The sequence below is a fragment of the Carboxylicivirga fragile genome, assembly GCF_050589805.1.
GTDB classification, from domain to species: Bacteria; Bacteroidota; Bacteroidia; order Bacteroidales; family Marinilabiliaceae; genus Carboxylicivirga; species Carboxylicivirga fragile.
The window spans coordinates 1-22,879 of record NZ_JBNGOY010000017.1 but is presented as its reverse complement, the minus strand read 5'-3'; the positions used below and the strand labels follow the sequence as shown (position 1 = coordinate 22,879).

At 37.2% G+C, this 22,879-nt stretch carries 16 protein-coding genes; all 16 read left to right on the top strand.

Translation table 11 applies throughout. From position 1 onward, the window contains the following. The first annotated feature begins 170 nt into the window (after positions 1 to 170). Positions 171 to 2,015 carry a DUF3858 domain-containing protein gene (locus ACRD7B_RS09295; protein ID WP_430824256.1) on the top strand — a complete coding sequence of 615 codons (1,845 nt, stop codon included), beginning with the start codon at positions 171 to 173 and terminating at the stop codon, positions 2,013 to 2,015. Positions 2,016 to 2,042: 27 nt separating this feature from the next. After that, on the top strand, positions 2,043 to 4,013 hold the full coding sequence (locus tag ACRD7B_RS09290; protein WP_430824255.1) for a DUF3858 domain-containing protein: 1,971 nt from the start codon (positions 2,043 to 2,045) through the stop codon (positions 4,011 to 4,013). Positions 4,014 to 4,207: 194 nt separating this feature from the next. Continuing rightward, a complete protein-coding gene (locus ACRD7B_RS09285) occupies positions 4,208 to 5,443 on the top strand; it encodes an Nramp family divalent metal transporter (protein WP_430824254.1) in 1,236 nt (411 codons plus the stop codon). A gap of 5 nt (positions 5,444 to 5,448) precedes the next feature. Further along, positions 5,449 to 6,216 carry a 5-oxoprolinase subunit PxpA gene (locus tag ACRD7B_RS09280; protein ID WP_430824252.1) on the top strand — a complete coding sequence of 256 codons (768 nt, stop codon included), beginning with the start codon at positions 5,449 to 5,451 and terminating at the stop codon, positions 6,214 to 6,216. Next, entirely contained in the window at positions 6,213 to 6,950 is a 738-nt protein-coding gene (gene pxpB / locus ACRD7B_RS09275) for a 5-oxoprolinase subunit PxpB (RefSeq protein WP_430824251.1), read from the top strand. The genes ACRD7B_RS09280 and pxpB overlap by 4 nt, the downstream gene beginning before the upstream one ends. Next, positions 6,943 to 7,875: a 5-oxoprolinase subunit C family protein gene (locus ACRD7B_RS09270; protein WP_430824250.1), complete on the top strand. Its 933-nt coding sequence runs from the start codon at positions 6,943 to 6,945 to the stop codon at positions 7,873 to 7,875. The genes pxpB and ACRD7B_RS09270 overlap by 8 nt, the downstream gene beginning before the upstream one ends. Positions 7,876 to 8,027: 152 nt before the next feature. After that, positions 8,028 to 9,734, top strand: a complete 1,707-nt coding sequence (locus ACRD7B_RS09265) for a UvrD-helicase domain-containing protein (RefSeq protein WP_430824249.1) — start codon at positions 8,028 to 8,030, stop codon at positions 9,732 to 9,734. An 89-nt stretch (positions 9,735 to 9,823) separates the two neighbouring features. After that, positions 9,824 to 10,381, top strand: a complete 558-nt coding sequence (locus ACRD7B_RS09260) for a DJ-1 family glyoxalase III (protein WP_430824248.1) — start codon at positions 9,824 to 9,826, stop codon at positions 10,379 to 10,381. Positions 10,382 to 10,660: 279 nt separating this feature from the next. Next, a complete protein-coding gene (locus tag ACRD7B_RS09255; RefSeq protein ID WP_430824247.1) occupies positions 10,661 to 13,858 on the top strand; it encodes a sensor histidine kinase in 3,198 nt (1,065 codons plus the stop codon). Positions 13,859 to 14,029: 171 nt separating this feature from the next. Further along, positions 14,030 to 14,512: a hypothetical protein gene (locus ACRD7B_RS09250; protein ID WP_430824246.1), complete on the top strand. Its 483-nt coding sequence runs from the start codon at positions 14,030 to 14,032 to the stop codon at positions 14,510 to 14,512. 512 nt (positions 14,513 to 15,024) lie between these two features. Then, positions 15,025 to 17,283 carry a S9 family peptidase gene (locus tag ACRD7B_RS09245; protein WP_430824245.1) on the top strand — a complete coding sequence of 753 codons (2,259 nt, stop codon included), beginning with the start codon at positions 15,025 to 15,027 and terminating at the stop codon, positions 17,281 to 17,283. Positions 17,284 to 17,308: 25 nt separating this feature from the next. Beyond that, positions 17,309 to 18,700: an aminopeptidase P family protein gene (locus ACRD7B_RS09240; protein WP_430824244.1), complete on the top strand. Its 1,392-nt coding sequence runs from the start codon at positions 17,309 to 17,311 to the stop codon at positions 18,698 to 18,700. 12 nt (positions 18,701 to 18,712) lie between these two features. Then, positions 18,713 to 19,675, top strand: a complete 963-nt coding sequence (locus tag ACRD7B_RS09235) for an ornithine cyclodeaminase family protein (protein ID WP_430824243.1) — start codon at positions 18,713 to 18,715, stop codon at positions 19,673 to 19,675. 9 nt (positions 19,676 to 19,684) lie between these two features. Further along, complete coding sequence (locus tag ACRD7B_RS09230; protein WP_430824242.1) at positions 19,685 to 20,725, top strand: proline racemase family protein; 1,041 nt, start codon at positions 19,685 to 19,687, stop codon at positions 20,723 to 20,725. A gap of 19 nt (positions 20,726 to 20,744) precedes the next feature. Further along, positions 20,745 to 22,379, top strand: a complete 1,635-nt coding sequence (locus ACRD7B_RS09225) for a dipeptidase (protein WP_430824241.1) — start codon at positions 20,745 to 20,747, stop codon at positions 22,377 to 22,379. Between the two features lie 57 nt (positions 22,380 to 22,436). After that, complete coding sequence (locus tag ACRD7B_RS09220) at positions 22,437 to 22,676, top strand: GlsB/YeaQ/YmgE family stress response membrane protein (protein ID WP_430824240.1); 240 nt, start codon at positions 22,437 to 22,439, stop codon at positions 22,674 to 22,676. Positions 22,677 to 22,879: the final 203 nt, after the last annotated feature.

Sequence of the window (22,879 nt, the reverse complement as noted above, 5' to 3'; positions counted from 1 at the left end):
GTTTGGAGGGGTAGAAATAAAGGTTAAGTTTTAATCTACATGTTGTCTGGATTTTAAATTCACTTTTGAGACAGCCCCTTTTTTATTGATTGCTACTTTTATAATATTTATCAAAAAACTAAAAACACATGAACTACATTACATAAAAGTTATCTATCTTCAAAACAAAAATGCCCAGACCCATTACCCTAATCATTACCTTTCTTTCACTTACCATCTCATTACTAGCACAAACAGATCATTGTGTTGTAAATAACTACAATACTTTAGTAACCATAAGTGGTAAAAAAATTATTCATCAAGTTGAGATTGAATTACAAATTAACAATGGGGTTGGCAATAAGTACACCGAAATAAACATACCTTACTCTGGTAATAATAAGATCAACAATATTGAAGCTCACATTGAAACCATCAATGGTGAAATTGTACGTGAGTTGAAAAGAAAAAACATCACCTACTCAAATGCTTACTTAAACTCCACCTTCCATAGTGACTTTAAAGTAGCTACATTTTCCTTAGTTCATAATCGTTACCCATATATTCTTAAATATTCCTACGAACAAGAATTTGATAATTTCATTAGCTTAATTAATTGGGATCCTTTCATTGAGAAAGATTTAAGAGTAAAAAAAGCCAGCCTGACAGCCGAATTACCAAAAAATCTCAAAACAAGGAATATTGAAACCCATGTGAAATCCGCACAGACTTCGCACACCGAAACCAGCGACATCTATAAATGGGAAGTATCGAATGCATCTTTTCCAGAAAGAGAATACTATGGCCCATCGTTAAGCACGCTTGTACCAAATGTTGAAATAGTTCCCTTCGACTTCTTCTATGGCATTAAAGGAAACAGCGAAACATGGCTAAGCTATGGCAATTGGATTCACTTGTTAAGCCAAGGTCTGGATGAACTAACTGAAAGTGAAAAAATCAAAGTACATGAGTTATGCGACAATCTTAGTTCAGATAAAGAAAAGATTAAGGCACTTTACAACTACATGCAGCAGAACACGCGTTACATCAATGTATCATTGGAACTTGGAGGCTTGTTACCTCACCCGGCATCATATGTTTGCAATAACAAATATGGTGACTGCAAAGCTTTAAGCAACTACATGATGGCCATGCTGAAAGAAGTCGGGATTAATTCCTTATGTGCCGATGTTTATGCAGGTTATAATCCTGTTAAGATTAATAGCCAATACCCATCACAGCAATTTAACCACGTAATATTATGCGTTCCGCAAGAAAAGGATTCAATCTGGCTAGAGTGTACAAGTTCATCAGCGCCCATTAATTACCTAGGCGCTTTCACTCAAAATCGTCAAGTTTTACTCATAGAAAAAGACAAGAGCCGACTTGTTACAACACCTACTCTATTACCCCACCAATGCGCTGAAAATTATTACTCTCAGCTAAAAGTTAATAGTCAAGGAAATGCCGATATTGAAGTTAGAGCTCAACTCCAAGGCCAGGCTTTTGATTACTTCGAGAGTTTTAACGATGGTATTTCAAAGGATAAACACGCCGATATTTTGGATGAAATTGGTTTCCTAAGAGGCGTAGACATACAAGCCATTGAATTTGACAGACCCAATAAGGACTCAGCGCTTATTACGCTCGATATAAATGCTAGCATTCCCAATTTGGCAGAAAAGATGGGAAATAAACTTTTAATAAAACCCATTAAAAGATTCGGAATAAAACTTGAAAAACCTGAGAAACGAACACAAGAAGTGATTATCAACTATCCAATTTTAAAAACAGATTCGATTTGCATACAACTACCTCAAAACATTACAAAGGTGGCTGGCTTGCGCGAAACTTCATTCAAAACAGCGCATGGCAAATACCATAGAAAATATTGGATTAATGGCAATCAACTTATTGTAAAACGTGAAGTACAAATATATGCCGCTAAATACGCTTTGGAGCAATACCAGGGATTTTATGATTTCACGCGGAAAATTAACGGCAATGAAAATCAAAAAATACTAGTAAGCTATTAAAACCTTACACTTTAATAAACCTAAGTTATGAAATCAAAAGTTACAATATTATTGTTGATGGTTGTATCGATTTGTCATGCAATAGAACATGAGCGAAAATTCGGTTTACTAACGCCAGAAGAACTAGCCTTAAAGGCTTGCGAATTTGAAAAAGATGCTCCAGCAGTTGTTTTATTCGATAAGGCAGAAGCTACTTTTAGAGAAGAGGAAGGCGAAGGCTTTGTTATTTCAATGAAACGACATGTTAGAATTAAGATATTTGATGAAGCAGGATTTGATCAGTCAGAGATTGAAATACGACTTGCAATTAATGGCGATAGCAGGGAAAAGATTCGCGACATTAAAGCCATCTCTTACAATCATAAGAACAATCAATTAACAAAAACACCATTAGAGAAATCACAAATTTTTACCGAAAAGCTAAATAAGTATTGGTACCAAAAGAAATTTGCTTTACCCGAAATTCAGGAAGGAACCATAATTGAATATACCTACACCCTAACATCTCCTTTCATTACACACTTTACGGATTGGGAGTTCCAAACAGATATTCCAACACTTTATAGCGAGTTTAAGGCCGCTATGATACCTTTCTATAGTTATCGCTACCGACTCCAAGGAACAAATCGTTTAGACCATAAAAAAAACTACGAGAAAAATGGAATAGAACGAAGCTTTAACGGTGTAAGATACAACGATATGGTGTACGAGTTTGGGCTTAAAAATATTCCATCGTTTAAAGATGAAAGTTTTATCTCCTCGCGCAACGATTACATCCTAAAGTTAGATTTTCAGTTGGTTGAAATTAACCATCCGTCAGGTTACAGCAAGAAGTTTATGGATACATGGCCAAGCCTGGCTAATGAATTACTGGATAGTGATAGTTTTGGAAAATATCTGAAAAAGGCCGAAAAATGGGCTGATAAAAATGCAAACCATTTTATTGATTTACCCGAAGAGAAACGTTACAGTGAAATACTTAATTATGTAAAAAACAACTACCAATGGAATGAGTACAATGGCAAATTAGCACAACATAGCTTAAAAGATTTGAATAAAAAACTTAGTGGTAACATAGCAAATCTTAACTTACTGGCAATTGGCATCATGCGCAGCAATGGTTTAAATGCTGAGCCAATTATAATTAGTACCCGAAACCATGGTAAAGTTAGCGACCAATTTCCCTATTCTGATCTTTTTAACTACGTATTGATATTGAGCGAATCAGAAGGTAAATACAGATTATTGGATGCCACTTTAGCGAATTGTCCTAATGCATTAATTCCATCCAGATGTATAAATGGTAAAGGGTTTATCGTGAAAGAAGACAGTGAAAGCTGGATAAACATAAACACCAGTCACCCATCAACACAAGTAACCGCAATTGATTACTCAATTGATGTAGACAATTACGAGATGGTGGGTAGCTGTCAAACTAAGTGTACTGGTTACATTGCTTTAGATAAAAGAAGTAGCTATGTTGTTAATCCACAAAAATTTGAAGAAGGTCTGGAACGGTATGGCAAAGAAGAAGATTCAGAATTAGAAGTAAAGCATCTTGAAGAAAAAGAAAAACCACTTACTTACTCCTACGATTTTAAAGAATCAATTGATATCATTGATGAGCAAATTATCATCTCACCCTTTGCCAATTTTGCTCCCAAGAATAACCCATTTAAACAAGAGAAGAGAGCATTGCCCATTGACCTTGTCAACAAGAAAGGCTATCAATACATTGCAGCCATTACCATTCCTAAAGGTTATAAAATAGATGTTCTGCCAATGGCAAGAAAAATGGAATCAGATAATGTTGAGTTTAACTTTAAAGCGCAAGCTGTAGGAACTAATAAGATTCAGATTGTTGCATTGTATAAATATAAAAAATCAAGCTATTCAGCTAAGTCATACAATGAATTGAAGCAATTTATGAATACGGTTACCGACAAGATGAATTCAAAAATTGTATTGGTAAAAGAAGATTTACTGAGTCAGAAGTAAAGGATGTAATCAACGTTTCAAACGTAAAAAAAATAAAGTTTTAGAATAAAATCAAAAGGTTGGCACATGTCAACCTTTTTACTTGTTCGCATAATTTTCCAATTAGGCTTAATGTCTATAAACCTTATTAAGGGCAATTCACTTCCTTTTAAATAAAAAGTTGGTATATTAATATCTGAATTATATTATCAACAATGGGAAAATTCTCTTTAAAACAGTTGTCAACCAAACTATCAAAACTAGGACCAGGAAGCCTTGTTACAGCTGCGTTTATAGGCCCAGGCACAATAACCACCTGTTCGTTAGCAGGTGCAGGGTTTGGTATGGCATTGTTATGGGGATTAACATTTTCGGTAATTGCCACCATTGTTTTACAAGAAATGTCAGCACGACTAGGTATTATCACGCAAAAAGGCTTGGGTGAATCCATTCGTTTACAACTCTCATCTCCTACTTCAAGAGTACTTGCTGCCATTCTAATCATATCTGCCATAGCAATAGGTAATGCAGCTTATGAAACAGGTAACCTTCTTGGTTCAGCCATGGGACTCAGCACCATTATCAACTATAACAACACCTCCCACATTTCAATTATAATAGGCTTAATTGCCTTTGTATTGCTTGCCATTGGTAATTATCGAATGCTTGAAAAAGCACTCATTGGCCTGGTATTAATAATGAGTATTGTTTTTATATCCACAGCTTTTATCATTGGTCCCAACACAGTAGAAATTCTAAAAGGTATGTTTATCCCAAGCCTACCTGATAATTCGGCCTTAATGGTAATTGGATTAATAGGTACAACAGTGGTTCCTTATAACCTTTTTTTACACGCTTCTGCTGTTCAGGAACGTTGGAAAAAACCAGAACACCTTGGCGAAGCACGCTTTGATCTGGTCTTTTCAATTATAATGGGTGGCATCATTTCAATGACAATAATTATTACATCAGCCATGGCCTTTTACAGCACACGAATATCCATTTCTGGAGCCGCTGATTTAGCCGTTCAACTTGAACCTGTTTTGGGAACATGGGCTAAATACTTTTTGGCTTTAGGTTTGTTTGCTGCAGGTATTTCATCTTCAATAACAGCACCTTTAGCAGCGGCATATGCAACATGTGGTATATTGGGCTGGAAGAAAGATTTAAAGAGCCTACGTTTCAAATTAATTTGGATGATCATTTTAGGCATAGGTGTTATTTTTGCTGGCTTTGGTTACAAACCGCTTAAAGCCATTTTGTTTGCACAAGTCACCAATGGTGTGCTGCTACCAGTAATAGCAATCTTTCTGGTAGTTGTAATGAATAACAAAAGTTTACTTGGCCAATATGCCAATGGACGGCTGTCAAATATTCTGGGTATCCTAATCGTACTTGTTGCCATTGGCCTAGGCTTAAAAAGTATTTTATCTGTATTTGGTTTAATCTGATATGTATGTGTAAAATAGATTTAAATAGCGACCTGGGTGAGAGTTTCGGGAAATACAATTGTGGAAATGACAATGAAATTCTCAAACTTATTAGTTCAGCAAATATTGCCTGTGGCTTTCATGCGGGCGATCCCAGCGTAATACAAAAAACGATAGAGCAAGCACTTAGTAACAATGTATCCATTGGAGCCCACCCAGGTTTTCCCGATCTTCAAGGATTTGGAAGAAGAAACATGAACCTGAGCGAAGGTGAATTATTTAGCTGCGTACTATATCAGGTATCCGCTTTAAAATCGATGACGGAAGCATTGGGCGGAAAACTTGAACATGTTAAACCGCACGGTGCCATGTATAACATGGCAGCCAATGACTATACCATGGCACATTGCATTGCTAAAGCAGTACAAAAAATAGACGACTCCCTCCTCTTTGTTGGCTTGGCCAATTCTCAACACATCAAAGCTGCATCCGATATTGGCTTGCAAAGTATTTCGGAAGCATTTGCCGATAGACGGTACAATAATCAAGGTTTTCTTGTTGCCCGTTCAATTCCAAATGCGGTAATAGAAAATAACGATCAAAGCATCAAACAAGTGCTAAATATTTTGGAGAACAAAACTGTTGAAACCATAGAAGGTGAGAAAATTAACCTGAATGCTCAAAGTGTATGTGTTCATGGTGATAACAAAGATGCCCTAACACTCACTCAAAAATTACACAAAGCAATAACAGACAAAGCTTATGAAATCTGTTCTATGAAAAGTATGATATGATTAAACCTACATTTCATATAGCTGGTGATCAAGCATTCATCTTACGATTTGGACAAGAGATACATCCAGAAGTACATAAGCACGTTATAAGTTATTACCATGCCATATTGGCAATGGATCTAAAGGGTGTAACGCTAATATTACCAACCTATTGCGAGATCACTATACATTATGATCCTCTAGTTATAAACCACAATACATTACTAAAGCACTTAAAGGCAATAGATTTAAAGAACTTGGACGATACTGACTCTGTGGCTAAATTAATACATATCCCTGTGTTATATGGCGGATTGAATGGCCCCGACTTGGAAATTGTAGCTAGGCAAAATAAGCTAAGCACAACAGAGGTTATAAATAAACATACTGAACCCAAATACTTAGTATATATGCTAGGGTTCACCCCTGGTTTTGTTTATTTAGGAGGATTAAATAAACAAATTTCAACGCCTCGGAAAGCCATTCCCAGGCCTCTGATTAAAGAAGGTTCTGTTGGAATAGCCGGATCACAAACTGGCATATACCCTATCGATAGTCCCGGTGGATGGCAAATCATCGGTGAAACGCCATTCAAATTATTCGATGTGAATCGTCAACCAGAAGTGCTTATTAATGCTGGAGATTATATCCAGTTTAATGCCATCAATGAAAGTACGTTTAATAGCATAAAAACTGAAGTTGATAGCGGAAACTATAATATTGAAGTTGAAACCATACTCCTCTCTCATGAATAAAATCACAGTTATTAATCCCGGTTTATTCAGTACTTTTCAGGATGAAGGTAGAGAGAACCACCAACACATTGGCATGCCAGTTGGTGGGGCAATGGATAAATACGCATTACAACTTGCTAATTATCTGGTTTCAAACCAAACAAACGAAGCCTGTTTAGAAATGACATTAACAGGAGCCACCTTACGGTTTAATTTTGATACCAACATTGCGATAACCGGGGGCAAATGTGTTGTGTTACTTAATGGCAAGCAGGCTAAGAGTCATCGAACTTTAGTAATAAAAACCAACGACCAAATAGATATTCAGAACATTACAGAGGGTGCAAGGTCATATCTGGCAATTGCTGGAGGTTTTAATCTGCCAATTATTATGGCTAGCAAGTCAACATACATTAAGGGTAAGCTAGGTGGCTTTAAGGGCAGAGCATTGATGGTAGGAGATGAAATTGAGATCAATAAAATAAGTAAGAAATGCAAAAGACGAAGAATTAGCAGAAAGCATATTCCCCAATACCCTCAGCATGTTGAGTTAAGAATTATACCAGGTCCTGAGAAAGATCGGTTTGAATGGGAAGGGATTAAACATTTCTTGTGTTCCGATTATGAATTAAGTCCCCAATGCGATAGAATGGGTTACCGCTTGAATGGACCTAAAATAGGACAAATAAATAATAACGCTGATATTATTTCATCGGCCATTAGTTTTGGAACCATTCAGGTGCCTAGCGATGGAAAGCCAATCATAATGATGGCAGATCGGCAAACAACAGGCGGTTATACAAGAATTGCCCAAGTGGTTAGTGCCGACCATCACATCTTAGCCCAATTAAAACCAGGAGATAAGATTCGTTTCAAAGAAGTTACTCTCAACGAAGCTCATCAACTTTATAAAAAAATGAAGGACATATTGAATAAATACCAATAGTCGATTAAGAGATATAAAAAAACAGCCTTAGATAAACATAGATCAGTACATTAATCTAAACCTCGTTTTATTATCAAATAGAAGCCGTTTTTTATTTGTAAAGCTTGATTAGTTTTAGGAGTTTTGTGGGCTCAATAAACAAGGCTCAGTATATGCATTTAACCGACGAACAACAGCAAATTATAGAAACGGAAGGAGACCTGAAAGTAAATGCTGTTGCTGGTTCTGGTAAAACCACAACTATACTTGAATACGCACAACGTAGGACGAGTCAACCAATATTATATTTAGCCTTTAATAAATCGGTAAAACAAGAAGCAGAACACAAACTGCAAGCTTTGGGACTCGACAATGTGCAAGTTGAAACAGCCCATTCACTGGCATTCAAATATGTAATGCCCAGGTCTGGCTACAAGCTACGTTATTCGTATCAAGCACATGAGGTAGTAAGCATACTTAATATACCTCAAAAAACAGGAGACCTATTGCACCTAAAGTTGGCCAACCATGTGCTTCGCTTTGTTAGTTATTTTTGCAATAGTTCGGCCTATAAGGTAATACAGCTTAATTATGGCGATACCATTCACGAGCCGGAAAGTAAAACATTTGTCAGTCAATATTACGATGCAATAGAGTTTTATACCCGACAATTTCTTGGTAAGATGTACAATGGTGAAATTGAAATCACGCATGATTTTTACCTCAAACAATTTCAACTAGCCAACATTCAGCTTCCACATCGCTACATCCTTTTTGATGAGGGACAAGATGCATCACCGGCTATGTTGCACACCTTTTTGAATCAACAAGCTAATAAAATTATCATAGGCGATCAGCATCAGCAGATTTATAGCTGGCGATATGCTACAAACGCACTTCAGGTGGTTGATTTCGATACTCAATTTCTAAGTAAGAGTTTTCGATTCAACCCCGAAGTAGCCACTTTGGCCTCTTCCATCTTAAATTTAAAATCACACATTGGTTTAGACGGTTCAGCACGAATTAGCGGCAGAGGTCAGCACAAAACCATTAATAATCGTTTAACCCTTGCCCGCTCCAACAGTAGCTTACTATCAAGAGCCATTGAACTTTTGGTTCAACAACGAGAGCTCAGTAAAATTTACTTTGAAGGCCAACTGAACTCCTATACTTTCTCGGACGAAGGAGGCTCAATTTACGACATACTTAATCTGTACAATGGCAATCGCCACCTTATTAAAGATGCTCAAATTGCTGTTATGCCGGGCTTTGAAGAGCTCAAACATTACATTAACGAAACAGGTGGTTCGAATCTTAAACCTTTAATTGATCTAGTTGAAAAATACCACAAAGATCTCCCCTATTATTTAAAACGTATTAAGGATTGCCAAGTTGACGTATCGCAAAAACATGAAGCTGATATGGTCTTCTCAACCGTTCATAAATGCAAAGGCCTTGAATTTGATGAAGTATTTCTTCAGGAAGATTTCATTAATGAACAAAGTATAATGGATGCCAAGTCAGGAATAAAAGCAGGTGAAATAGATGTGGCTAAAATTGAAGAGGAAATCAATATATTATATGTAGCAGTCACTCGAACCAAAAGTCAACTACATATCCCTTCAGGTTTGCTACCTACTAGCTTTTACATTTCTGATATGAAAACTATTAGCACCGACTCCGCACTGCAAATGAAAAAGCAAAGTGGTCAATCTCAATCCTCGAACAGAAATGCTCGTTGGTCGCGTGCTGAAGAAGTTGAATTAACCCAACTATTTGTATCGGGTAAACCACTCCCTCATATTTCGCATCTACTTGGCCGCAGCCAATCTGCAGTGCGAGCCAGAATTGAAAAACTAAACCTTTGGGATCGGTATTAAAAAAGGTTTATGCTTGATTAAACTTTGAATGACTTTGTACATTTTCTATCTTTGTTAATACCAAAACATTATCAACATAAACGCTTAACATGAATCATGTAGCAATATTCTTAGCCGATGGTTTCGAAGAAATAGAGGCACTAACACCAGTAGATGTGCTGCGTAGAGCTAATATAAAAGTAAGCACCATCTCCATATCAGATAAACTCGAAGTAGAAGGCTCTCACAACATTAAAGTTGTTGCTGATAAATTTTTTGAAGATGTTGACTATACCAATGTCACATGTTTAGTATTACCTGGCGGCCTGCCTGGTGCTGAAAAATTGCAAAAACATAAAGCACTCAACCAATTATTAATAAACTTCGCGAAAGAAGGTAAATTAATCGGAGCCATATGCGCGGCACCAATGATATTGGGTACACTAGGCATTACTGATAATAAAAATACAACCTGTTACCCTGGTTTTGAAAAACATTTAGGCAAAAGCAATCATAGTGATGAATTAACGATTAAAGATACTAATCTATTAACAGGAAAGGCTGCCGGGGCTTCCATGCGATTTTCCTTACAATTGGTTGAAATGCTCACTGATAAGGCTACGGCCAATGAGCTAGCCGATAAAATGTTTGTGGAGGGCTTGAAATAAAAAAGGAACTAAGCCGTTGCTTAATCCCTTTTTCTAACCTAACCCAAATCTATGAAAAAAAATCTGACAGGTATATTCCAAGTATTGTGCCAAAGCTCGGTTGCATTTAGTTAGGAAAAGTTAAAAATCCTATCACATAGTTAATATTGAAATCGAATAATAAAACATGACCTGCTATTTTAGAAACCTTTTGGGTAACTTCACGTTTAAAACTATGGTCAACAATAGTTACTCGCTCACTTATTCTATAAACATGCTATTGCCAATTAAAAATTTCGCATGCAACTAAGGTACATATACGTATTCTTCATCATATTACTTTCTATAGGAAAGATACATGCATCTTCCATTAAATTTCAATCGTATAATCTGGATGATGGTCTTGGCAACAGCACCATAAATGATATTTATAAAGATAGAAATGGTTTGCTATGGCTTGGCACAATTCGTGGGGTAAATCTGTTTACAGGAGAAGAATTTATTCCGCTCAATCATTTTATAAGCGATACAATTCATCGTACCTATTCGTCGGCTAATGTTATTAGTGAATTAAAACCTAATCAACTGTGGGTAGGAACATGGGGCGATGGCCTGTATAGTGTTGACATTGAATCAGGCGAATACCAACACTATCGAGTACACGGAAATTATACCCCAAATACCATTACAGATAATTACATTAATTGTTTACATTCACAACATGACGATCGCCTATGGATTGGCGCTGTCTATGGATTAAATGTAACAAACGGGGATGGTACATTCGAGCACTTTGTATTTGAGGAAGTATTAACCAAAGGAGAGCCGGACATTAGAGCGATTATTCAAAAATATGAGACCTTACTTATATTATTTACCAATGATGGCGAAATAATCCAAATGAATACCGAAACAGGTGTTTATAAAAAGGTTGCTGAGGTAAACCTTCCTTTCGCCGATATGACTGATGTGGTCGTAGATAAAAAGGGAAATTTTTGGATAGGCTCAGAGCAAGGTGGGCTAATTTTATTAGATAAAAACTATCAGCAAATATCTCTTCCTACTGAATTACAAGAACATGATGGAGCACATGTTGCTGACATGCATTTAGATGAGAAAGGCAATCTAATAATAGCAACTGATGGAAACGGTTTGCTTCATATTAACACGGACGATTTTAAGTCTAGTCATTACTTGCACAATACTCATAATCCGTATTCATTAATAAATAATCAGCTACAAAGTCTATACTACGATGAAAACGGAATATTATGGTTAGGCTACTTTAAAGGTGGCTTAAGCAAAGCGGTGCTTAAGGAGGATGGAATTGAGCATTTTTACAAAGATGCTGAAACCACCAATGAACTTCCAAACAATATTGTAAATGGCTTTACCGAGGATAAAAATGGCTATATATGGATTGGAACAGAGAATGGTATTGGCGTGTTTAACCGCAATGAAAAATCATACCAAGCCATACCGCCAGAATACAGAAAATACATTAATCAAATAGGCTCGAATCCAATAACTGCCATCAACTACAACCATAGCGAAAATAAAGTAATGGTTGGTACATTTAATAAAGGCTTATTCATTATTGATATTGAAAATGACAACATTACCAATTTCAACACAGACAATAGTGAACTATTTTCAAACTTTATTCGCAGTGTTATTTTTGACGATGGAACCTATTATGTTGCAACGGTTGGTGGTGGATTCTATACTTTAAAGAACAATGAATTCTCAAGTATTTATATTTATCATCAAAACAACTATGAGCTAAAAGATTTCTTTCATGTAACCAAGATTGATGGTGCATTATGGCTATCGAGTGCAGGAGGAGGAACAATACGCATTGATAGTTCTGAATTTACGGGGGAGATGTTTGATAACATCAACACACGCATTAGTTACACCACTGCAGTTACTGCAGACTCGTCAATTTACATTGGTACCGACAATGGCCTTTACCTATTTGATGAAGTTGAAAACGATTTTAAACACATAGACATAGTAAATATTGGAACTGATGTCTATGGAATATTAGAAGATTACGAACTGAACCTATGGTTGAGTACCTCGCATGGACTATTCCGATATAATCCATCAAACCAAAAGCTGACTACTATTAGTAGTATAAATATACAGGAGAAAGAATATCAACCTGGCTCTTATGCCCAACTATCTGACAATAAATTAATATTTGGTGGCATAAATGGCTTTAACATTATTGATGCCGAAAAATTCATTTCGCCGAGCATAGACCAAAACCTCTTCATTAATCGCTTCACCGTGTTTAATCGTATTATAAAAACCGGAGATACCTACGCTAAAAAATACCAATTAAAAAAGCAGATTAACTATCTCAATAAAATCACCTTACCACATCATGTTAACTTTTTTAGTTTTGGCGTGAGTGTTATTAACTACCAAATAAATCAAAGAGATTTAATCGCTTATACCATTAAAAACAATGGTATCACATCTGATATGTATATTACCAATAAAGAAATATCTTTTCATAATTTACCTGCTGGAACCTATGAGTTAAACATTTATCCGGTAAACAAATTAGATGGTTCGGCTCAACTCACAAGAGGAAAAACAATTACTGTTGTGAAAGAAAGAGCCTGGTGGCAAACAAAATGGTTCTTTATTGGCTTAGGGCTTTTCGTATTAATTACAGTTGTTGTTCAGTACAGAATGAGACTTAACAAATACAAGCAAAACAAAATTCTGCTTGAGAAAACTGTATCAGAGAAAACCATCGACCTTGAACACAAAAAGAATGAATTAATTAAACAGCGTGATGAGTTAAAGAAAACCTTAACGAAAAATCAGCAGTTAGAGCGATTCAAAGAATCACTGATCAGTATGATTGTTCACGATTTAAAAAATCCGTTAAACTCAATCATAGGCCTATCTTCCCTCAACGATGCATTGTTCCTCGAACACATACACAGTGCAAGCAGGCAAATGTTATACATGGTTGAGAACATACTTGACGTTCGAAAATATGAAAATAGTTCGCTTCAGTTATTTTACAGAAAAGTCAACATAAAGGAACATACTGACGAGGCAATAGAAGAAGTACGATTCTTACTCAACAAAGACAACAATATTAAAATCATTAATAATACGGAAGCCATTACGATTAATCTCGATCCTGAAATCATTAAGCGAGTTTATATTAATTTATTGACAAATGCCATAAAATACAGTCCCACTAATGGCGAGATAACCATCAGTGGCAAACCAGATAAAAACACCATCATCCTCTCGATTAGCGATCAAGGCAACGGCATTCCTGAAGAACAACATGATTCTGTTTTTGATTTATACAAACAGCTTGATGCCCAAAAATCAGGTATATCTAATTCTACCGGTTTAGGTTTAAGTTTCTGTAAAATTGCAATTGAAGAACATAAGGGACAAATTTGGGTAGAATCAAACAAAAATAATGGTACAATATTTAACTTCAGGTTGCCACTATAATATCAAAATACTTACTTTTGCACCATAAACAATTACTCAGGAAGTGTGTTTTAACTTACAGATCTTGAGTAAAAATTTAATGGCCCTTTATTTTATTAGATAGGTTATTTTACCTGATTAAAAACTAATAATCAAATGTTCCATTTATTTCCAAAAGCAATTAATTAAAAGATGAAAAAACAATTAATCGTATTATTCTGTGCAATGCTAAGCATTGGAGCAATAGCTCAAACCAACGAACATGCATTAGGACTACGTCTTGGTGGTGGTAACTATTTTGGAGCTGAGGTTTCGTATCAAAGAGGATTATCAAATACAAACCGATTAGAAGCGGATTTAGGTTTGAGCTCATATTCAAATGGATCTGGTTTTAACCTAGCTGGTATTTACCATTGGGTGTGGAATATTGAAGGTGGATTTAATTGGTATGCTGGACCAGGAGCTCAAATTGGCTCATGGTCGTACAAGAGTGGTAAAGACGGAGATCGTTCTTCAGGTGTTTACCTTGGTCTTGGTGGTCAAGTGGGTGTTGAATATAACTTTGAAGAAATCCCTTTAAATCTAAGTGTTGATACCAGACCTATGTTTGGAATAGGTAATACATATAATGATTTTAATTTTGGAATTTCCTTTGGTTTGAGATACGTATTTTAAACTTAACACGATTCAAAAGATAGAGCCAGCAACAAATGTTGCTGGTTTTTTTTTGGCAAAACATGGCTTAAACACTGCCAAAAATCATACAATTAGGACTAACCTTTACTTTTTTACGCTTTAAACATCGAACAATTTAATATTTTTTTAACTTGCAGCAGTTAAAAAGATTTGATGAGCTCAATTGTAACAAATAAAACCAGGTTTTATTCAAGTTGTGGAACTACTTCCACTACTAGCTCATGTCATTACATTATCCACAACAATCTCTATGGCCGATATGGCATGGGTCTTTTTGAGTGTTGGATTTATTGATACTCCCCGTTTTACTTTCAAACGTTCTATGGTAGGCACTAAATAGGTGCAAATCCGAATAACATACAATCGTTATTTGATTAAAATGTGCATAAATTGTACATTCATCAAGAAGCATAACCTTAATTCTCAATTGTTTTTAAATAAGCGATCGAGAAGCAACCAGATTAATTATCGAACAAAAACAATTCATGAAAATGAAAACTAACATTATCTTTTTATTGGGATTATTAAGTTTAAGCATGCTTAAAGCCCAAGTTACCGAAGAAGATTATCAACGCGCCGAAGCCTTTATCTCTTCTAACCTAAGTAAGCATTACTACAATTCATGGGTAGTGGCAAACTGGGGTAAAAATACTTCATCAGTTTGGTACACGACTAATTCGCGCAAAGGAACAGAATACATTAAATATGACCTAGTTAAATTTCAACGCGACTCATTATTTAGTCAATACCAATTGGCTCAACAGCTTAGTAAAAAATTAGATAAAGAAGTTAAACCGTATGCTTTACCACTTAAACAAGTAAAGTACATCGATAGCCTCAATGTTCTGCAGTTTAAGGCCGACACCTTCCATTTAAAATTTGATATTAAGGCAAATACCCTAAGCAAGCTTGAAGAAAAAAGTAAAGGTCTACCCTTAAGTAGTAAATCACCTAATAAGCAACATACTATTTTTGTAAAAGACTACAACTTATGGCTTAGTAATAGCAATGGTGAAACACAAATAACCAAAGATGGTAACAAAGCATACGGCTACGGTGTTTCACCATCGTGGTACTCCACTCTAAATATTGAAAGTGAAGCTGATCATGATTTAAACACCGATTTTGATTGGAGCCCCGATGGCCGTTATGTGATTGTTGGAAAATATGATCGTCGTCAAGCACGAAATTTGTATTTGTATAAAACATTACCCGAAACCGGCGACCGTTCTGAGGTATATTCTTATGAACGTCCCTTGGCTGGCGATTCAATCACAGCTACAGTGGAATATGTTATTATTGACACACAAAACAATAGCGTTAAACAATTGGATATCTCGCCATCTGCTCCATTTTTATCCTATGGGTTTAAATGGACCAAGGATAGTAAAAGTGCCTATCATTTAAGATATAAACGCGGTTACCAATCATGCGAAATATTACATATAGATCCTGCTAATGCAAGCAGCAAACCAATTTTTAATGAGGAAGCTGCAACTTATGTTGACCCACAAAATGGAGATTTCATTCTACTTGATTCAGAGAATGAATTCTTATGGTTATCAGAACAAGATAATTATAACCACATTTACCGTCATAGCTTAAAAGATGGCCAGCTAGTTAAACAAGTAACCAAGGGCAACTATGTGATTAGAAGCATCGAACACGTTGATAGTAAAAACAAGAAAATATATTTCACAGCCAGTGGTAAAGAAGATTGCGATCCTTATTATCCTATGCTTTATGTAGTCAATTTCAATGGGAAACAATTGAAACTCTTAACGCCTGAAAAAGCATTTCACACCGTTAAATTATCACCCGATAACAAATTCTTTGTTGATAACTATTCAACCATTGAAGAGCCAAACAAGGCGGTTCTACGACGCTTAAGCGATGGTAAAGCATTATCAGCACTAGAAAATGGCGACATCAAAGACCTGCTAGCAATGGGCTGGCAAAAACCTGAAGCCTTCGTATGCAAAGGGCGCGATGGTGTTACCGATATATATGGTGTAGTGTTTAAACCCTACAATTTAGATCCTAATAAATCGTACCCAATTATTGAAGGCACCTATAGTGGCCCGCAAACAATTCGCGCACCAAAAACTTTTTATCGTGGATTAAATAACGATGATACACCTTTAACACAGCTTGGTTTTGTACTGGTTAATATTGATGGAATGGGTTCGGCCTTTCGTTCAAAATCGTTCCACGATGTTTCGTATAAAAACCTTGGCGACATTGGTGGGCCAGACAAAATACTTGCCATGAAAGCTTTGGCTAAGAAATATACTTGGATGGACACCACACGAGTAGGTATTTTTGGTCATTCGGCAGGTGGATATGATGCGGCCAGAGCATTATTAGCTTATCCACATTGGTACAAAGTTGGTGTTGCAACCGCAGGTAATCACGATCACCGCTCAGCAAAAGCCTGGTGGCCGGAGTTGTACATGGGCTACCCGGTTAAGGAACATTACAACGAGCAATCAAACTATTATCAGGCACATAAATTGGAGGGTAAATTACTTTTACTACATGGCGACTTAGATCAGAATGTAAACCCAACAGCCTCTACCCGTTTTGCAGCCGAACTTATTAAGGCCAATAAGGATTTTGAAATAATTCTAATTCCTAATAAAGATCATGGTCAGGTTTATTACGACAAATACCTAATACGCAAGCGTTGGGACTTTTTTGTGAAACACTTACATGGAATTAATCCTCCGGCACAATACAAAATCAAATAATATAAATCTCTAAAAACCAATTACCATGTTTAAAAAAGAAACATATATAAAAAGACGCCAGCAACTGGCCAAAGATGTCGACAAGGGAATCGTAATTTTCATAGGAAACGATGAAAGCCCAATGAATTATGCCGATAACACTTTTAAGTACCGCCAGGATAGTTCTTTCCTTTACTTCTTCGGCATTAGTCATCCTGAATTAGTTGGTGCTATTGATGTTGAATCGGGTGAAGAAACTATTTATGGTGATGATTATACAATCGATAGCATTGTTTGGATGGGTAACCAGCCAAACATTAAACAACGGGGTGAAAGTTGCGGGGTGAAAAACACGGCTAGTATTGTTCAACTATCGCTAGATCTGTCAGAGGCACAACGCCAAGGTCGACCAATCCATTTCTTGCCTGTCTATCGTGGCGAGAGTAAGATCAAACTATTTGAATGGTTAGGTATTTTACCAAATGAAGTAAAACAAAAATCTTCGCTAGAATTAGTTAAAGCAGTCATCAAACAACGTAACTATAAATCAGACGAGGAGATTGTTGAAATTGAAAAGGCCGTAAACACAACGGTTGAGATGCATTTGGCAGCTATGCGCATGGCTCGCCCTGGTATGACAGAGGCAGAAGTTGCTGCTGAAGTTGAACGCATTGCCATTGCCCAAAACGGTTATATTTCCTTCCCTGTAATTGCCACAATTAACGGCCAGACATTGCACAACCATTACCACGGCAATACTTTAAAAGATGGCCAGTTATTTCTTTTAGATGCAGGAGCTGAAACGTCAATGGGTTACGCCGGCGATATGTCAAGCACCTTTCCTGTTGGAAAGCAATTTACAAGCAGACAAAAAGAGATTTACCAAGTAGCTCTTAACTCGCACAACCGCGCTATCGAAATGCTTAAACCTGGAGTTGCCTTTAAAGAGGTATACTTTGAATCGGCTCGCGAAATTATGCGCGGAATGAAAGACCTTGATTTTGTAAAAGGTGATATTGACGAAGCAATTGCTGAAGGGGCGCATGCCATATTCTTCCCTTGTGGTTTAGGTCATATGATGGGACTTGATGTGCATGACATGGAAGACCTTGGCGAACAGCACGTAGGCTACGATAATGAAGCTAAAAGCACGCAGTTTGGATTAAAGTCCTTGCGCTTGGGACGTAAACTTGAGCCGGGATTCGTACTGACCATTGAGCCGGGTATCTACTTCATTCCCCAATTGATTGATTTATGGAAAAATGACAAACGTTTTCAAAAACACCTTAACTTCACTAAATTAGAAGAATATAAAGATTTTGGTGGTTGCCGTAACGAAGAAGATTTCTTGATTACTGAGAATGGCTATCGTTTACTGGGTAAAGAACTACCTAAGTCAATTGAAGATGTTGAAAACGAACGCTTAAAAGCCTTCTAAAAACCAAGAGTAATGCGCATATTATCGTCGAACCAGATTGAAAAAGCAGCATCGCCACATCATTGGATTGATGCCATGGAAGTAGCATTAAGAACAGTTCAGGATGAAGATTACTTCACGCCTGACAGAATGCATGTTGATATTAATGATAACACCTTGCTTTTAATGCCATCCATAGGGCCAGATTTATATTCAACTAAACTGGTTTCTGTTTTCCCAAATAATATTCAGCACAAAATGCCAGCAATTAATGGTACTTTGGTATTGAATGATGGTTCGAATGGCGAAACAGTAGCGGTAATGAATGGAGCTAAAATCACTGCCATGCGTACCGCTGCAGTTGCATGCGTTGGCTTGCGTCACTTGTCCGATCCTACTGTTCAGTTTTTGGGCATTATTGGCGCAGGCATACAAGGCCGACACATTGCCTGGTTGGCTAGTCACGAGCGTGACATACAACGTGTTTATGTGTTTGACCCTTCGCATGCCAATATCAATGAATTCATGAAATTCATGGCCGAGCATTGTCCTGATGTGGAAGTGGCACCCTGCGAAGATGCCCAGCAAGTAATTATAAATAGTGAAGTGATAGCTACGGCTACCACTTCACCTATTCCGGTTATTCCGAATTTGGAAGACTTACTACTTGGTAAAACCTTTATTGGCGTTGGCTCATACAAACCCGATATGCAGGAATTACCCGAAGCCCTTTTCCGCTTAATCGACACCATCTGGATTGATGCGGAACATGGAAAAACAGAAAGCGGTGACATCATACAAGCCATTGAAAACAAATGGCTAAGAGATAACTGCATTAAGCATATCTCAGACCTAATAACTGACCCCAGCGAACTTGGTTTTAAAGAAACGCGCCTATTTAAAACAGTTGGTCTAGGCATTTTTGACCTTTTTGCGGCTAAGCTTGTTTATGAAAGTGCTTGCCAAAATAAGATAGGTACAATAGTTGATTTTTAAGTAGATACAATGATACAACTTAATAAATGGGAGTGGCAACCACCAAGCAACTGGTTAAAAATAAAAACCGTTGATTTACATACAGGAGGCGAACCTCTTCGTGTACTTTACGGTGGACTACCAGAAGTAAAAGGAAATACCATCCTGGAAAAACGCCGCTATTTTAGAGATCAGCTCGATCATATCCGAACCGGTACCATGTTTGAACCACGTGGCCACGCCGATATGTACGGTGCACTCATTACAGAGCCAATTACAAAAGATGCTGATTTTGGCACATTTTTCCTACATAACGAAGGCTACAGCACCATGTGTGGCCATGCCATAATTGCCTTGACAAAACTTGTTTTTGATACGGGAATGATTGAAAAATCAAGTAATGAACCATCGCTGGTAATTGATGCACCTCCAGGGTTGATTCGTTCTAAAGCATTTATTAAAGATGGCCTTGTTGAGAAAGTTTCCTTTTTGAATGTGCCTTCATTTCTCTTACATCAAGACGAAAGTATTTATGTTGATGGCATTGGTGAAGTCAATTTTGATGTAGCTTATGGCGGTGCTTTTTATGCCTTTGTTGATGCGGATAAGCTAGGCCTTGGCATGGAAGAAAAAGACTACAACCAGTTGATTGATTGGGGTCGAAAAATAAAATATGCCGTCATGGATAAATACCCAATCACACATCCTTTCGAACCGGATTTGAGTTTTCTCTATGGTACTATCTTTTCAGGCAAAGCCCATAATCCAAAGCATCACAGTAGGAATGTTTGCATTTTTGCCGAAGGTGAAGTAGATCGCTCATCAACAGGCTCAGGCGTGAGTGCCAGAGCAGCTCTACATTATGCAAAAGGCGAACTGGCGCTGGGTGAAGAAATTCGAATAGAAAGTATTTTAGGTACATGCATGGACGTGATGGTGAGTGAAACCTGCACCTATGGCCCTCATGATGCTGTTATTCCACAAGTAAGCGGTACGGCTGCCTTAAGCGGCAAAAACGAGTTTTGGTTCGACCCTAGTGATCCATTAAAAGATGGCTTTATTTTTAGATAAAACGTTAAAAACACAGATTATGAAAACAATATTAGTTTCATTATTCACACTATTAATATTTAATTGGAACAGTAATGCTTGTACCGTAATTGCTGTTGGTAAAAAAGCTTCGACCGATGGTTCGGTTATAGTATCGCACACGGATGCAGGCCCCGATTGTCGCATTAATTTTGTTCCAGGTCAATCCTTTAAAAAAGGTGACAAGGCGCCTGTATTTTGGGGTATGATTGAATCTGGTCGCCCCCTGGGAGATTATGGTAAGGTTATAGGAAACATCCCGCAAATTGAACAAACCAATAGCTACTTTCAAACGGCCTACCCTCAGGTAAATGCCAATCAATTAGCCATTGGCGAAAGTACACTTAGTCAGCGCGACGAGTTAAAGGTGGATCGTAGCATTTGCAAACAAATAATGACGATTGAGCAGGCTCAGGCCTTTGCTTTACAACGCTGCACAACTGCTGAGCAAGCTTTAAAACTCATTACTGAATTACTCGAAACCTATGGTTTTTTACCTTCATGTGTTGACGAAAGCGAATCCTTAGTCATCGCCGATGTGAATGAAATTTGGGTACTTGAAGTATTCAGTGTTGGAAATGAATGGAAGCCTGAAAGCAAAAAACCAGGTTGCATTTGGGCAGCTCAACGCGTGCCTGATGATCATGTTATGATTATTCCTAACTGGAGTGTTATTAAACAAATTAATCTAAAGGACAAAGCAAACTATAGAGCTTCATCTAACTACAAACAAGAGGCAATAGATCGTGGATGGTACAATCCGAAATCGGGAAAGCCATTTATCTGGCAAGAGGCTTATGCACCTATACCACGCGAATGGGCAACTTCACGCTTTTGGCAGTTTTATGCCATGTACGCACCCAACTACGCCAACTGGCCTGATCGTTTTACCACTTCACCATGGGATGGCGATAATCAGTACACACAGTTTGTTGAGCCCCTATCGCTTTACCCTTTTTCGGTTAAACCAGAAAAAAAGATGTCAGTACAGGATATCATGGCCTTTCAGCGCTCAACCTTCACAGGAACAATTTACGACAAGGAAAATGCACCCGCCTGGTTTTATCCTAGCAAGGATGGCGAAATTGTTAAGAGTGCCTTTGCAACACCATTCCCAACTGAGGAGATGCGCAAGGTATTAAACATTAATCGTCGTAGGAATGTGGCCCGTGCACGCGGTGAATATGGTATGATTACCCAACTTAGAGGCTGGCTTCCTAACGAGGTTGGTGGTATATATTGGTTCTTTGTTGATAATGCTTACACGAGTGCTTATGTACCAATATACACAGGAGTAACAGATGTTGCCGAATGTTACAAAGTATATGATCCAGCCTATTTTCAAGAAAACAGCATCAGGTGGTGTGTTGATTTTGTTGATAACCTAATGTACCTGCGCTGGCAAGACGCTGTTAAGGTATTGCACGAAAAACGTGATCCAATGGAAGCTGAATTTTTCAGCGAACAGGATGAGATCGATAAAAAAGCGCAAGAATTATTAAAAGAAAGTCCGGAAAAAGCAAGCGAGTATTTGACTAAAATAACTATTGAGCGAATGGAGAAAGTTCATAAATTATTTCAAGATTTAAGAACAGACATCATTTCTGAATTCACTAACAACAAACAAGGCATTTAGGGCATTTGGAGAGTTGCGTGAATATCTGTATTTTGTATTGTACTAAAATTCATAGACATGGAATTACTTTACATTATCTTAATTGGATTAGTAGCTGGCTTTTTAGCTGGCAAAATCATGAAAGGTGCTGGCTTTGGCATCCTCATTAATATTCTTCTTGGTATTGCAGGTGCCTTCATTGGCGGATGGCTACTAGGTGTATTAGGAATAAGTTGGGGAGGATTAATCGGGCAATTGGTAACCGCGTTAATCGGAGCTATCGTAATTCTCTGGGTAGCTAGTTTATTCAGAAAATAGTTATAAATAAAGCATTATTTAAAGAGGGTGTCCAAAAACGCTGAAAGCATCCGTTCACTGAGCGAAGTCGAAGTGATTATTAGTTGATAATCAGCATTAATAAAATTTCATCTCGACTACGCTATTAGATTAGCAATTCTAATATTATTCTTAAATTTTAGATTAATTTCTGAAAACCAGAAGAGTTGAGGTGAACTATCTCG